Raw genomic sequence first — 13,768 nt, 5'->3', positions numbered from 1 at the left:
AGAAACTTAACGATCGTTCAGTTTCTCGCGATGCTCGCCAACAATCGCGGCATCTTGCCGGAAAAGAGCGCATCCACCCAGCTCTCGCACATCATGACGGCTTCCTCGGGTGAGAAGGTTTCAGGGTTGATGCAGCCTTCGAGCCAGAGGCCGTCGAGCATGGCGGTGAGTGCTATCGCCGCCAGCCTGCCGTCGATCGGCGGGGCACCGGCCTGGCGGCCCGCAGCTTCGATCAGCGAGGCGAGGAGGGCTCTGTAGGCGGCATAGGTCCGGTCGTGGACATCGAGCATTGGTTTGGAGTTTTCGATGATGCTCCAGAACACGACCCAGATCCGAAGCGTTCCCCGGTCCATCATCGGCGCGGAGAGCAGGCCCTCGATATAGGCATGCAGGCGGGCCCGGGGATCGTCTCCCGCAGCCTCGATCCGCTCGCGATTGCGATCGAGATGACCAAGGGAAAAATGCTCGTAGGCGGCGCCGACCAACTCGTCCTTGCCGGCATAATGATGGTTGATCAGGCCGATGGAGATGCCGGCCTCCTTACTGATCTTGCGGATGGAAAGACCGGCAGTCCCCTCGCGCGCCAGGCAGGCCAGAGTCGCCTCGATCAGGGCCTTGCGCCGGTCATTGGGTAGCTTGCGTTCGAATTTCCCGAGTTCGCCCATAGGGTCCTGTCCAACCTCATCCTGTCACAGGTCATAGCGCGCCTGCGTGGATCCCGTAACCCTCTATCTCGTCAGTCGAACGGACGCTATCGCGGCTTCACAGAGATGTGACCAGATGTCACCCGGCCGGTCTGGATGGATGATGGCGGCATTCCCATATTGTTGTCGATGGAACTTTTTCGATGCCGAAGCGTATCGGAATAAAGCACGCGTTAGGACCGTTTTTACGTCGAGCCTCTAGGGTGAGACCAGGGAGAACAGAAGGAGGAAGCCATGACTGTCTATCAATCGAGTCTGATCATCGCTTCAGCTATTGCCTTCGAGGGCGGTTGGAACCGCCTGTCCCGTTCGATGCTGCGTTTGTCCGGCCATCTGCCAACGAAGAAGAAGCGGCGCAAGCCGGATCTCAAGTTCAGCGAGCGCGGCGCACTTCTCAGCAGCGTCATTCATGACGACTGGCTCGAATAAGCCAGCCGTCGCAATCGGTTTATCGTGACGCGGCCTGATCCTGAAGCCCACCATAGCGACGGAGATAGTCGACGACAGCATCGACGCCGTCGCCATGGCGCATATCGGTAAAGACGAACGGTTTTCCCGCGCGCATACGGTCGGCATCCGTCTCCATCACATCGAGATTGACACCCACATACGGCGCCAGATCCTTCTTGTTGATGACGAGCAGGTCGGACTTCGTAATGCCGGGGCCGCCCTTGCGCGGGATTTCTTCCCCCTGGCAGACCGAGATCACATAGATCGTCAGATCGGCGAGATCCGGCGAGAAGGTGGCGGCGAGATTATCTCCACCGGATTCAATCAGAACGACATCGAGATCGGGAAAGCGGCGATTGAGATCGGCGATCGCGGCGAGATTGATCGAGGCATCCTCGCGAATGGCGGTGTGCGGGCAGCCGCCAGTCTCGACGCCAACGATGCGGTCGGATGTCAAAGCCTGCATGCGCACCAGCGCTTCGGCATCCTCCTTCGTATAGATGTCGTTGGTTACGACAGCGACGGAGAACTCGTCGCGCATCGCCTTGCATAGCTTGTCGGTGAGTGCAGTCTTGCCCGAGCCGACGGGTCCGCCAATTCCGATTCGAAGGGGGCCATTGCGTGATGTCATCTGTCAAAATCCCGATATAAACGTAACGAAGTCGATGCCGGCCAGGCATAAGAGCCGCCTTTGAAGCGGCGGTCCAGTTTTAAAAAGGGTTGATCCAAGGTCAAGCGTAGCCGGGCCACCGTCATGAGCGGAAAAGCCTTGAATGCTGAACCTCATGCTGCATCGCCATGATATCCGCGATGATCGTCTGAGAACCAAGGTCGTCCAGGCTTGCTTCAGACCCCCGCGTTGCCAGATCGAGGATCATGTTTTCGCTGTCGGAAAGCAGCTTTACGCCCTGGATCTGTCCGATCACCGACAGACGGATAGCAGCGGATATTTGTTGGGAAACAACCGCATGAAGGTAGGCGACCAGGGTCTGGAAAAGCGGTATCTCATGGGCGCCTGCAACAGCACCAACCGCAATGCAGTAAGGCGTGTCGCTTCCCAGACTGTCGAGCAAGGGGTGCGGCCAACTGCGGGCAGCGGCAACAAAGGCTCCACCCAGCTGGCTGATCTCAGCCAGGCGCTCAGACGAACCGGCCAGCGCAAGCGCAAGCTCAGTCGTGGTCCGCAGGCGCTCCGGATCTGACGTCGAATTCCAGGCTTCGGCCAGCAGAACGATATCATTCCAGAAGGCGCCCTTCTCCAAAAGGGCGGCAAGCCATTCTCCGAGGCTTTCGGCATTCCTGACGATGCCATGATGGGTGGCGGCTTCCAGAGCGGACGAATAGGCAAATCCACCGACCGGGAAGGCGGGCGACAGCCAGGATTGCAAACGAAGAAGTGCCAGTCCCGATCGATCAGTGGCCATGCCCGTGCCCATGGTCGTGACCGTGCCCATGATAGGCGCCGTGTAACGGATGGAATGGTTCGCAGACATCCCGCACGCTGGCGCCCAGCCCTTCCAGCATCGCCTTGATCACATGATCGCGCTCGATCAGGATGCGACCGGTCTCGAACTGGGCATGCAGATGCCGATTGCCGAGGTGCCAGGCCAGTTCGATCTGGTGCCTGAGATCCCGCGGCGTGACTTCGTAAAGCTCTTCTTCGGCAGCAATCACTTCGACATGACCTCCGCCCTCCAGAGCCAGAAGATCACCATGTTCGAGCATCACCGGCTCCTTGAGATCCAGCATCACGACATCGCCATGCTGCATATGCAGGAGCTTGCGGCGGATGTGACGCTCGTCATGCTTGAGAATCAGAATGTCGATGGGAGGTGCATCGTTTGATCCGGATTTGTCGATCCGCGTCGAACGGTATGGCATCACATGATCTCCGAACTTTATGCTGTCTGGGCTGAACGGACTATGGCATGGCGGCGCAATCGGGTCCATCGCCGAGACGGATCAGGCGGAGGCCCGGCCTCTACGAAAACAAAACCCCGGGAACCGAATGATTCCCGGGGTTTCACGAACTCTGTTGCTGGCTTCACGCCTCAATCAGGCGGCCTTTTTCAGGGCGCGCAGGTTCTCAAGGATGTTCTGCGGCGAGGACTTTCCATAGGGGTCCGAATCGCAATTGTCGGAGAAACCGTCTTCTTCGAACCACTGTTCGACAACGCCATCGTTGACGATGGCGCCATAGCGCCAGGAACGCATGCCGAAGCCGAGATTGTCCTTTGCGACAAGCATGCCCATCTTGCGGGTGAATTCGCCCGAACCATCCGGAATGAGCTTGATATTCTCGATGCCCTGGCTCTTGCCCCAGGCGTTCATGACGAAGGCGTCGTTCACCGAGATGCAATAGATCTCGTCGATACCCTCAGCCTTGAACTCGGGATAGAGCTTCTCGAAGTCCGGCAGCTGGAAGGTCGAGCAGGTCGGGGTAAAAGCGCCCGGCAGCGAAAAGAGAACGACCTTCTTGCCGGAAAAATAGTCAGCCGTTGTCTTGTCTTCCCAGCGGAAAGGATTGGGACCGCCGATCGATTCATCGCGGACGCGCGTGCGGAAGGTAACGTCAGGCACTTTCTTGCCAAGCATCTCTGTCTCCATCAATTTGGGCGGCAAATGGGACGCCGCTAATGAAGAACAATTCTAATCAGAAACATCCCGCATTGCAGCAATAATTCCGTTCGATTGCTGCAATGCATAACAGCTATGCGCTTGATGCATGGCTTGCGGACGAGGCCGTTGAATAACGATATTCAAAGCCCGTTCGGGAAATAGCGAAGATAGAGTTCGTTGAGGCGACCGTTGCGCGCGAGTGCGATCAGCGCATAGTCGATCGCCTGGGTAATCTGCGGCTGGTCCTTGCGACTCATCAGGGCAAGACCTTCCCCGAGGTAATGGCTGGAATAGTAGGGCTCGCCAAACAGGCGGCAGCAATCTTCAGACGCTGGCGCTTCAACCCAGAAAGAGAGCTGAACGGCATCGCCAAAGGCGGCTTTGATCTCCTTCTTGCGCAAGGCTTCCAGCAAAGCGGCGCGATTGGCGTAGGGCCTGGGTTTCAGGTCCGGAAAGAAATGCTCGGCCATCGTCTGGTGCAGCGTATTGCCAACCACGCCCGCATCCCCTGGCTTCAGATCGCTCGGGCCTCCCGTTTCGGCCTTGGCGGCAACGAAACGGGCCGGCAACATCATATAGGGGCGCGAAAAGGCAAATCGCTCCCGAAGCTCGGGCGTGATACGAATGCCGGCGATGCTGGCATCCACAATGCCTTTCTCAAGTCTTGCCTGAAGGTCGCCAAATGGCATGGCCTCGATCTGGCATCGTTCGGTGATCTTGAGTTCGCGGCAGATCTCGCGAGCAAGCTCAACGTGGAATCCCAGAAGTTTGCCGGATTGATCGAGATAGTTGAACGGTGGAAAATCGACGGTTGTGGCAAACCGGATCCCGGGGAGGGTTGCAAGATCCGGCGGAAACGCCTTGTCTCTCGGATCGAAAAGCGATGGAATGGATATTCCGCCCTGTTCCTCAGCAGAAGCCGTACGCCCAATAGTCGTCAGACAGAATATTGCGGTCACAAGCAAAATAAAGCGTGACACAACCAATGGCTTCATTATGATTGCAGACATCTCGATACTCGTAATCGTTTGTGTGTTTGTAGCAGAAGTTATGACGATTGGGGAATATGAAGGCGCCGATTTACCACGACAGGCGATGGCCCGGCCAAACCCGGCGGCGCCTGGGCTCCGGATTCTTCCTCAAATCGGCCTTTCGGATGATGAGACGAGCGAAATCGCGGTTTTGCGCGAACTCGGTTTTTCAAAGCCATTCATTGCGCTTCTGTTACAGCGCGCCCGCGCACACGGAACGACGCTCGAAGCCGAACTGATCGTGCATGGTTCGGTGGATGAAGAGGCCTATTATGGCGCTTTGGCAAAGGCGCTCGGGCTTGCCTTCGTCGAACGGATCGAACCGCAACAAGTGCATGTCAATGCAAGCCTCGATAGCCAGTTGAAGGCGCCCCATTGCCTGCGCCTCAACCCTTCCGATCGTGCGCCGCTCCTCGCCATCGTGCCGACAGCATTGAACCTCGAGAACGAGCGGCGGCGGCTTGCAAAAATGCCAACGCTGGCGAAACGGATCGTCGTGACAACACCCACGGCAATACGTTCGGTGGTTTGGCAGATCGGATCGGCGCGGCGGGTCAACGAGGCGGTCAACCAGTTGTTCGACAGCCGACCCGACCTCAGCGCGCGGATCGTCTTTCAGGGGAACCAGGGCTTCTGGGCCGGATCGCTGTTGGTTGCACTGATCGCGTTTGGCTGGATGGCGCCGGAACCGACGATGCTGGTGATGCATCTTTTCCTGTCGGCCTCTTATCTGTTCCTCCTCGCCATCCGTTGGCTCGCTGTCAGCAAGGGTGCGCGGCTAACGCGCCCAAGGCCCCTTGCCGAGATTGAGAACTATCCGGTCTACACCGTCATGGCCGCCCTTTACCGGGAGAAGGAGGTGGTGCCGCAATTGATCGATCGGCTGCAGCGGCTGAACTGGCCTCGATCCCGCCTTGACATCAAACTGGTCTGCGAGGCCGACGACGCCGACACGATCGGGGCTCTGGAAGCGCTTGATCTCGGCAAGGAATTCGAAATCGTGCGCGTACCGCCGATGCAGCCGCGCACGAAGCCCAAGGCGCTGAACTATGCGCTAGCCGGGGCGCGCGGCGAGTTCCTGGTTCTCTATGATGCGGAAGATAGGCCGCATCCGGACCAGTTGCGCGAAGCCTGCCAGCGTTTTCGCAATCGGCCGGAAACGGTCGTTTGCCTTCAAGCACCGCTGATCATCTCCAATGGTGGCACCAACTGGATAGCTGGCCTGTTTTCGATCGAATATTCCGGTCTGTTCCGGCGCCTGTTACCGCTGCTCGCTAGCGCCAACCACCCGTTGCCGCTCGGTGGAACTTCCAACCATTTCCGCACCGATGCCCTGCGCTCGATCGGAGGCTGGGATCCGTACAACGTCACCGAGGATGCCGATCTCGGCCTTCGCCTGCGTCGTCTCGGCTATGCGACCGAGGTGATTTCGCGGCCCACTTATGAGGACGCACCGACCGAAATAGGCATATGGTTCGGGCAAAGGGGACGCTGGTTCAAGGGCTGGATGCAGACCTGGCTGGTGCATATGCGCGATCCGCGCCGGCTCGTCGACGAACTTGGCGCGTCGGGCATGCTGATGTTCCATATGATGATCACCGGCATGCTGGTGTCGGCGCTGGTCCACCCGTTGCTGATCGGTTTCATGGTCTGGTTCAGCTGGTGTCTGCTCGCCGCGAACACGCTCAACGGCCTGCAGTGGTTTCTGTTTGCGCTCGACTGGATCAATGTGATCGGCGCCTTTCTGCTTTTCGCCATGCTCGGTTACAACGCCATGTACCGTTTGGAGCGCAAGCGCCTGGGGCGGAGCTGGCTTTTCATTCCACTCTACTGGTTGATGATCTCGGCGGCGGCCTGGCATGCGGCGATCGAACTCAAGCGCCGGCCATTCTTCTGGAAGAAAACGCCGCACAGGCCGTCGGGGCAGGGCGGATAAAGCCGGAAGGCGCATGACCATATGTCAGAAGTCAATCAGTTGTAGAGGTCTACCGAGAGCGCCAGTGATTGCGGCAGCGGGTTCCACAATCCTGTACGGACGCCGGCCTCTCGCAATGCCGATGCGGTCCAGGTGTTGCAGCCCAAAAGCGCATTGAAGGAACCGGTCGCTTCAAAGAACGCATCGGTATCATTGTATCCCGCGCCGGCAATGCCGACCGGTTGTCCTGAGTTGCGCACGAAACTCGTTTCGATATAGCGCAGCATCCGTTCGAACCCTGCCTCCGAGACGTCGATCCGGGTTGCGGCGGGATGGTTCTGAAGCCGTGAGCCCGCCAGATCCACATGCAGCACGGATGCATCGATGGTCAGTGCCTTGAAAACCGGCGCGGGCTTCAGCTCGGACCAGGTGGGCGTTTCAAGATAGAATGACCGTCCGCCCCAACCGATCACCAGGTAGGCTGCACCCGGATGATTGATCTCGATACCAAAGGGCTCGAGATCTGCGAAACGCTGCCTGATCGCGTCGGTCAGGGGAATGGCGATATCGGTATGGATCGGGTTTGCCAGCAGATAGATCGTCTGGCCTTGTCCAACTCCGGCCTCTGCCGGCGCAAACAGCGGCCGCGGGATCAGACTGCCGGCGGCCATCGCGATAACGACGATCACAATGAAGGCGAGGAGCCAGCCGATGCCGCGCAGCAGAAGGCGAAGAGGTTTGAGCATCGTTGCGCCTCTTCGCCCTTGCCGTCAGAAAAGGAAATAGCGCTGTGCCATCGGCAGAACGGTCGCCGGCTCGCATGTCAACAGCACGCCATCGGCCCGCACTTCGTAGGTTTCCGGATCGACTTCCACATGCGGCGTCAGGTCGTTGTGGATCATCGACTTCTTGGAAATGCCGCCACGGGTATTCTTCACCGCGAGAAGCTGTTTCGACACGCCGATCTTCTGGGCGAGACCGGCATCGAGAGAAGCCTGGCTGACAAAGGTGACCGACGAACTGGTGCGGGCCTTGCCGTATGCGCCGAACATGTGGCGATAGTGAACCGGCTGCGGGGTCGGGATCGAGGCGTTCGGATCGCCCATCGGTGCGGCAGCGATCGAGCCGCCCAGCAGCACCATGTCCGGCTTGACGCCGAAGAAGGCCGGCGACCAGAGCACGAGATCGGCGCGCTTGCCGACTTCCACCGAACCGATTTCGTGGCTCAGACCATGCGCGATTGCCGGGTTGATCGTGTATTTGGCAATGTAACGCTTGACGCGGACATTGTCATTGTCGCCCTTTTCCTCGGGCAGGGCACCGCGCTGGCGCTTCATCTTGTCGGCGGTCTGCCAGGTGCGGATGGCGACTTCACCGACGCGACCCATGGCCTGGCTATCGGAGGAAATGATCGAGAAGGCGCCCATATCGTGCAGAATGTCTTCGGCTGCGATCGTTTCCTTGCGGATGCGGCTTTCGGCAAAGGCGATATCTTCCGGGATCGACGGGCTCAGATGGTGGCAGACCATCAGCATGTCGAGATGTTCGGCGAGCGTGTTGAGCGTGTAGGGCCGCGTCGGGTTGGTCGACGACGGTATCACATTGAGAGACCCGCAGACCTTGATGATATCCGGCGCATGGCCGCCGCCGGCACCTTCGGTATGGAAGGCGTGAATGGTGCGGCCCTTCATGGCGCCGAGTGAATCCTCCACGAAGCCGCTTTCGTTGAGCGTGTCGGTATGGATCATCACCTGCACGTCATATTCATCGGCCACCGTCAGGCAGCAATCGATCGCCCCCGGCGTGGTGCCCCAGTCCTCATGCAGTTTCAGCGCCGAAGCGCCGGCGAGGATCATTTCCTCGAGCGCGCCGGGAAGAGACGCATTGCCCTTGCCGGCGAAGGCCAGGTTCATCGGGAAGGCGTCTGCCGCCTCGATCATCCGCTGGATATGCCAGGGGCCGGGCGTGCAGGTGGTGGCAAGCGTGCCATGGGCCGGGCCGGTGCCGCCGCCCAGCATGCAGGTCAGCCCGCTCATCAGGGCTTCCTCGATCTGCTGCGGGCAGATGAAATGGATGTGGCTATCCATGCCGCCGGCGGTGAGGATCTTGCCTTCGCCGGCGATGGCTTCGGTGCCGGGACCTACGATGATGTTGACACCCGGCTGTGTGTCTGGATTGCCGGCCTTGCCGATTGCGGCGATACGGCCATCCTTCAGGCCCACATCGGCTTTCACGATACCCCAATGGTCGATGATCAGCACATTGGTGATGACCGTATCGACGGCGCCATTGGCGCGTGTCACCTGGCTTTGTCCCATGCCATCGCGAATGACCTTGCCGCCACCGAACTTCACTTCCTCGCCATAGGTCGTGAAATCCTTCTCCACCTCCACGAACAGTTCCGTATCGGCGAGCCGGAGCTTGTCGCCGGTGGTTGGGCCGAACATCGAGGCATAGGCGGCGCGGGACATTTTATAGGACATTCGGAACTCCTGAGCGTCTTGGGAGGAAGCTATAGTCGTTTGAGGCGGCCCGAGCTGGCAAGCGCATCCATCCAGGCCTTTTCGGCCTGCCAGGGATGCCACTCCCAGCCTTCGTGGCTGAAGCCGGCAATGGTCAGTTCATCGTCATTCTGGCAATGGTTGTTGAGCAGTTCCGCAACAACAATGGCACCACTCGACGGCGTGACGTAGGGCACCGGTCGGTACTGGGCCAAAAGGTCATCGACCTGGTCATAAGTGGCTGCGGAAATGCCATGGAACTGTTTGTCGGACGACCGACAGAATTCAATGAAACCGTCGGTGTAGTCGTCGCAGAAATCATCAAGTTCAGGATGGGTGGTCGCCAGCACCCCGCGCATGGCGCTGAATTTTTCCGGATCGCGAACGCCCCAGATGGCGTCGGCCTCCAGAACGGCCCGGTTTTCGCGCCAGTCCTTCTCTTCCAGCATCCGCTTGCCAGGACGACCCGTATTGCAAACGGCGACGATGCTGGTCTTGACACCGCCAGCGCCAAACGAGCGGCAATCGTTGAAACGAACGACAAGATCGGCCGCGTCGATTCTGTTGCCTATGCCCGCTTCGATCTGCCCGTTACCCACCACCATGATCCTGCGTCCCATCTCAGCTCTCTCCAACCGGTTCCATGTTTTTGTTCATGGTTATACGCGGTTGGCAGGAGAGGGGTTCAGATAAAGGGCGAAAGCGCAGGCAATCGTCGCCTACCGCTATCTTGCGATCAGTCGTGACGACAAGTGCGGGCCCGTTAGCCCGATCTGTCATCCCGTCCTGTTCGCAGCGGTGGAGCATGGTTCAGTTTCCAGTACCGGAGATCAGTTCCTGCAGTTCCTTGGTGCGGGCCTGGGTGAGCTGGTCCTTGCAGCCGGAGACCAGCATGGGCTCCATCGATCCGCCGCGCGCCTCAAAGCCGACGCCGGTGCAATGGCCGTCGCGATAGTCGATCCAGGCACGCTGTGCCTTCTTCAGCGCATCGACCGCGCCGACATAGTCGGGGCCCATCTCGGCTGCGGATTTGTCGGCATCGCGGGCCGCTTTCATGGCCTTTTTATAGGTGCGGTTGAGTTCGGCATCCGATTTCTCGAAATCCATTTCGGCGCAATAGTTCATGTCCTGCTGCGCCATCGCGTTTTCGCAATCGACTTCGGGCGCTTCCTCGGCAAAAGCGGGGGCTGCCGACAATGCCATGAGCAGAGCCACCGCACTGCCGAGTTTGCCGATCCCAAGCCCCAAGATGTTTCTGGTCATCGTCACTGGATCCCGTCGATCAGATCTTTGAGTTCGGCTGTCCGCTTGCGCGTCAGGTCTGCAAGGCAGAGTTCGATCACCGAAGGCCGCATCGTGCCGCCATAGACCGAGAAGCCATCGGCATCGCAATGGCCGTCACGATAATCGATCCAGGCACGCTGCGACTTCAAGAGCGCCTTGACGGCGCCGCGCGATCCCTCGTCCTCGATTGCCGCATCCCATTCGGAGACGGCCTTCTTGGTCTCGGCCCACTGGGCGTTCAGCTTCTTGTCTTCGATCTCGAACTCGTTATGGGCGCATTCGATCATCTCGGCCTCGGTGACCGCATCCTTGCAGAGCAGCGGCGCCGCTTCTTCGGCCCACGCAGCGCTCGCCGAAAGGCTTAGCCAAACAGCGGCAACCAATGTCCATTTCATTCCGGCACTCCCAATCCGTGTCACAGTTTGCCCATCACCAGCTGGCGGAAACCATAGACCTCGCGCTTGCCCGAAAGCGGGATCAGCGTCACCGTACGCTTCTGGCCGGGCTCGAAACGGACGGCGGTTCCCGACGGAATGTCGAGCCGCATGCCGCGCGCCTTGTCGCGGTCGAAATCGAGCCCCTTGTTGGTTTCGAAGAAATGATAATGGCTTCCGACCTGGATCGGCCGGTCACCTGTGTTGGCGACATCGATCGTCACCGTCGGCAGGCCGGCATTGAGTTCGATTTCGCCCTTGGCGGGGATCAGTTCACCGGGAATCATGGTTGCCTCCTCAGCGGATCGGTTCGTGAACGGTCACCAGCTTGGTGCCATCGGGGAAGGTCGCTTCGACCTGCACGTCATGGATCATTTCGGCGATGCCCTCCATCACCTGGTCGCGAGTGATGACATGGGCGCCGGCTTCCATAAGTTCGGCCACCGAACGACCGTCACGGGCGCCTTCGACCACGAAATCGGAAATCAGCGCAATGGCTTCCGGGTAGTTCAGCTTGACGCCGCGCTCGAGCCTGCGACGGGCGACCATCGCGGCCATCGAGATCAGCAGCTTGTCTTTTTCGCGGGGGGAGAGGTTCATCGCATGCTCCGCAAGGGTGAAAATCGGTCGGTTTCAAATCGTTCCGCTCTCGATGGCGCGCGGCCCGGGATCGGATCTGACAATCAGAGATGCCACACTTTCGGCGGCGCATCGCCATTTCGCAAGAGCGAAATTATCGGGATCAGGATTTTTCTGAGCTCGAACCCTTCCGAGGCGATGATCCGCACCACGAGCTTGTCCTTCCAATGGCTTGCACCGGCGATCTGCCCCTGCGCCAGTGTCCGGATCCTCTCGAGTTTGGCCTCACCGTCGGGTGCGCAATAGAGCAGGGTCGCAAAGGCCTGGTGGCCGGCGAGCGTCGCCCGCGACGCCATCCTCTGATCGATCGCCCCCGACAGATCCAGTTCTTCGGCATGGATCAGCTGCCCAGCCCGGCGGATACGCCAGCGATCGCGAAACTGGCCGGAGGCCACGGTTTCGCCCATCGCCTTGCGGCCCAGAAGCACGGCCTCGAGCCCGATGAAGCAGGCATCTTCGGCAAGCTCGACATCGAGCCTCCGGCGCAGCGCACCCTGGTCGAACAGGATCGTTTCCTGCGGCAGCCAATGGAGTGTCGCGCCTGCACCGACCGACAGGGTGGAATTCACCTCGGCATGGCCGCCGGAGGATTTGTAGACCCGCTCGCAGGCCTGCGTCGTCACCGTCACATGGGTCCCGGCACCGGCATCGACCTGCCAGTTTACGCGGTCGCCGCCGGTCAGTCCGCCGGATGTGTTGATCAGGACGGCTTCCAGTCGACCATCGAAGGATTCGGGCATGCGGATCTTCGCGGCCCCCTCCTGATAGAAGATGTCGAGCCGGGTTCTGCCGGCAACCTTTTTGGTCGCCAGCCGCCCCGTTCCTCGCGTGCGTTGCGGCTGGATGGCCGACGCGGTCGTCATGATGTTCACAGGCGATCCTGATGTTGGCGTCACACCGTCAGGTGACGGCGCGCTTCCGGCGTATCGAGCGTTTCGGCAGCCCCTTCATGCACGATCTCGCCGCGGTCCATGATATAGACATGGTCGGCGAGTTCGCGGCAGAAATCAAGATATTGTTCCACAAGCAGAATTGCCATGCCGGTGGAGTCGCGCAGATACTGGATGGCCCGCCCGATATCCTTGATGATCGAGGGCTGGATACCTTCGGTCGGCTCGTCGAGCACCAGGATCTTCGGCCGCGTGACAAGCGCACGACCGATGGCCAGTTGCTGCTGCTGGCCGCCGGAAAGATCGCCGCCGCGACGCCCGAGCATGGTTTGCAGGATCGGGAAGAGACTGAAAATATCATCCGGAATGCTGCGCTCATTGCGCGTGAGCGGCGCAAAGCCGGTTTCGAGATTTTCCTTCACCGTCAGAAGCGGAAAGATTTCGCGTCCCTGCGGCACATAGCCGATGCCGAGCTTGGCTCGATTGTAGGGCGCCATGCCGTTCAACAACGTGTCGTTGAAGCTGATCTTGCCAGCGCTTAAGGGATGCTGACCGGTGACGGCGCGCAGCAGCGAGGACTTGCCGACACCGTTGCGACCGAGCACGCAAGTGATCTTGCCCATCTCGGCCTTGATCGAAATTCCGCGCAGCGCTTGTGCCGCACCGTAATGCAGGTTGGCGTTATCCACAGTCAGCATGGCTTCCCTCTCAGTTCAGCAGGACCCTCCTGAGGGCCTGCAAGGCATTGTTTTGTTCTGTGGTCGGTTCGCCCGCAATGCGGATGACCTCATCGGCGATGCCGACCAGTTGGCGACGCTCATCGAAATTCAGGTTTGCGAGCCAGAGATCGCGAAAACGCCGGACCGGATCTTCAAGGCTGACGACACGTTTCGCTGTCCATTCGGCGAAGACGAGCACATCGTCCATGTCACGTGCAGCTATGATACCGTTCATGCGCGATCGGATAAGCGTTCTGGCCTCGTCCATACCCGTCGGCTTGTCTTCGGCCAGCACCATAAAAAAGGTTACGGCAGCAATTGCGGGATCCTTGATCGAAGTCAGTGGAGCTGCTTCCGCTGCCTTGCGGTATTGCCGGCGCTTATAGGCGCCGCGCATGCGTTCGACCGAATCGATCATTTCGCTTCCGACTTCCTTGAGCATCTTCAGGCGCCACCACCATACGGCAGCTCCCGCCGCCACCACCAATATGAAACCGATAAAAGGCATATCTTGAACTCCCTGGTTGCAACCGGCGCAATGGAACCGGTTTCATGGTGACGTTCAAGCCTGAAGTTTCATTC

Annotated in this window: 18 protein-coding genes; 2 read left to right on the top strand and 16 right to left on the bottom strand. The window is 59.5% G+C overall.

Annotated features, from left to right (window positions below):
- Positions 1–17: 17 nt before the first annotated feature.
- The gene (locus Q4481_RS11270; protein ID WP_304376443.1) at positions 18–665 is read right to left on the bottom strand and encodes a TetR/AcrR family transcriptional regulator; all 648 of its coding nucleotides are present in this window, start codon (positions 663–665) and stop codon (positions 18–20) included.
- A 273-nt stretch (positions 666–938) separates the two neighbouring features.
- On the opposite strand from Q4481_RS11270, the gene Q4481_RS11265 reads away from it, so the two are divergent.
- Positions 939–1,133 (top strand): hypothetical protein, encoded by a 195-nt coding sequence (locus Q4481_RS11265; protein ID WP_304376442.1) that lies wholly within the window; start codon positions 939–941, stop codon positions 1,131–1,133.
- 19 nt (positions 1,134–1,152) lie between these two features.
- Here Q4481_RS11265 and ureG read toward each other — a convergent pair whose 3' ends face one another.
- The 5 genes from ureG to Q4481_RS11240 all read right to left on the bottom strand — a co-directional run bounded on the left by ureG (position 1,153) and on the right by Q4481_RS11240 (position 4,783).
- Positions 1,153–1,785: an urease accessory protein UreG gene (gene ureG / locus Q4481_RS11260; protein ID WP_304376441.1), complete on the bottom strand. Its 633-nt coding sequence runs from the start codon at positions 1,783–1,785 to the stop codon at positions 1,153–1,155.
- A 121-nt stretch (positions 1,786–1,906) separates the two neighbouring features.
- Positions 1,907–2,608, bottom strand: coding sequence for an urease accessory protein UreF (locus tag Q4481_RS11255; protein ID WP_304376440.1), 702 nt, complete (start codon positions 2,606–2,608; stop codon positions 1,907–1,909).
- Entirely contained in the window at positions 2,568–3,035 is a 468-nt protein-coding gene (gene ureE, locus Q4481_RS11250; RefSeq protein WP_304376439.1) for an urease accessory protein UreE, read from the bottom strand. The genes Q4481_RS11255 and ureE overlap by 41 nt, the downstream gene beginning before the upstream one ends.
- Positions 3,036–3,209: 174 nt before the next feature.
- The gene (locus tag Q4481_RS11245) at positions 3,210–3,749 is read right to left on the bottom strand and encodes a peroxiredoxin (protein ID WP_304376438.1); all 540 of its coding nucleotides are present in this window, start codon (positions 3,747–3,749) and stop codon (positions 3,210–3,212) included.
- 164 nt (positions 3,750–3,913) lie between these two features.
- The gene (locus Q4481_RS11240; RefSeq protein ID WP_304376437.1) at positions 3,914–4,783 is read right to left on the bottom strand and encodes a transporter substrate-binding domain-containing protein; all 870 of its coding nucleotides are present in this window, start codon (positions 4,781–4,783) and stop codon (positions 3,914–3,916) included.
- 40 nt (positions 4,784–4,823) lie between these two features.
- On the opposite strand from Q4481_RS11240, the gene Q4481_RS11235 reads away from it, so the two are divergent.
- Positions 4,824–6,740 carry a glycosyltransferase family 2 protein gene (locus tag Q4481_RS11235; protein WP_304376436.1) on the top strand — a complete coding sequence of 639 codons (1,917 nt, stop codon included), beginning with the start codon at positions 4,824–4,826 and terminating at the stop codon, positions 6,738–6,740.
- A gap of 35 nt (positions 6,741–6,775) precedes the next feature.
- On the opposite strand, the gene Q4481_RS11230 is transcribed toward Q4481_RS11235, so the two are convergent.
- The 10 genes from Q4481_RS11230 to Q4481_RS11185 form a co-directional block, all read right to left on the bottom strand.
- Positions 6,776–7,444, bottom strand: coding sequence for a TIGR02117 family protein (locus Q4481_RS11230; RefSeq protein ID WP_304376592.1), 669 nt, complete (start codon positions 7,442–7,444; stop codon positions 6,776–6,778).
- Between the two features lie 45 nt (positions 7,445–7,489).
- Positions 7,490–9,202 (bottom strand): urease subunit alpha, encoded by a 1,713-nt coding sequence (gene ureC, locus Q4481_RS11225; protein WP_304376435.1) that lies wholly within the window; start codon positions 9,200–9,202, stop codon positions 7,490–7,492.
- A 29-nt stretch (positions 9,203–9,231) separates the two neighbouring features.
- The gene (locus Q4481_RS11220) at positions 9,232–9,825 is read right to left on the bottom strand and encodes a glycosyltransferase family 29 protein (RefSeq protein WP_304376591.1); all 594 of its coding nucleotides are present in this window, start codon (positions 9,823–9,825) and stop codon (positions 9,232–9,234) included.
- A 205-nt stretch (positions 9,826–10,030) separates the two neighbouring features.
- Positions 10,031–10,483 (bottom strand): lysozyme inhibitor LprI family protein, encoded by a 453-nt coding sequence (locus Q4481_RS11215; protein ID WP_304376434.1) that lies wholly within the window; start codon positions 10,481–10,483, stop codon positions 10,031–10,033.
- A 2-nt stretch (positions 10,484–10,485) separates the two neighbouring features.
- On the bottom strand, positions 10,486–10,899 hold the full coding sequence (locus Q4481_RS11210; RefSeq protein WP_304376433.1) for a lysozyme inhibitor LprI family protein: 414 nt from the start codon (positions 10,897–10,899) through the stop codon (positions 10,486–10,488).
- 20 nt (positions 10,900–10,919) lie between these two features.
- Complete coding sequence (locus Q4481_RS11205) at positions 10,920–11,225, bottom strand: urease subunit beta (protein ID WP_304376432.1); 306 nt, start codon at positions 11,223–11,225, stop codon at positions 10,920–10,922.
- A gap of 10 nt (positions 11,226–11,235) precedes the next feature.
- Positions 11,236–11,538 (bottom strand): urease subunit gamma, encoded by a 303-nt coding sequence (locus Q4481_RS11200; protein WP_304376431.1) that lies wholly within the window; start codon positions 11,536–11,538, stop codon positions 11,236–11,238.
- An 83-nt stretch (positions 11,539–11,621) separates the two neighbouring features.
- A complete protein-coding gene (locus tag Q4481_RS11195) occupies positions 11,622–12,440 on the bottom strand; it encodes an urease accessory protein UreD (protein WP_304376590.1) in 819 nt (272 codons plus the stop codon).
- Between the two features lie 29 nt (positions 12,441–12,469).
- Positions 12,470–13,165 (bottom strand): urea ABC transporter ATP-binding subunit UrtE, encoded by a 696-nt coding sequence (gene urtE / locus Q4481_RS11190; protein WP_304376430.1) that lies wholly within the window; start codon positions 13,163–13,165, stop codon positions 12,470–12,472.
- 10 nt (positions 13,166–13,175) lie between these two features.
- Positions 13,176–13,694, bottom strand: a complete 519-nt coding sequence (locus Q4481_RS11185; protein ID WP_304376429.1) for a hypothetical protein — start codon at positions 13,692–13,694, stop codon at positions 13,176–13,178.
- Between the last annotated feature and the right edge of the window lie 74 nt (positions 13,695–13,768).

This window comes from Fluviirhizobium alvei, from assembly GCF_030551875.1.
GTDB classification, from domain to species: Bacteria; Pseudomonadota; Alphaproteobacteria; order Rhizobiales; family Rhizobiaceae; genus Rhizobium_E; species Rhizobium_E alvei.
Note: the sequence above shows the minus strand (reverse complement) of the source record. Positions and strands in the feature narration are given on the sequence as shown.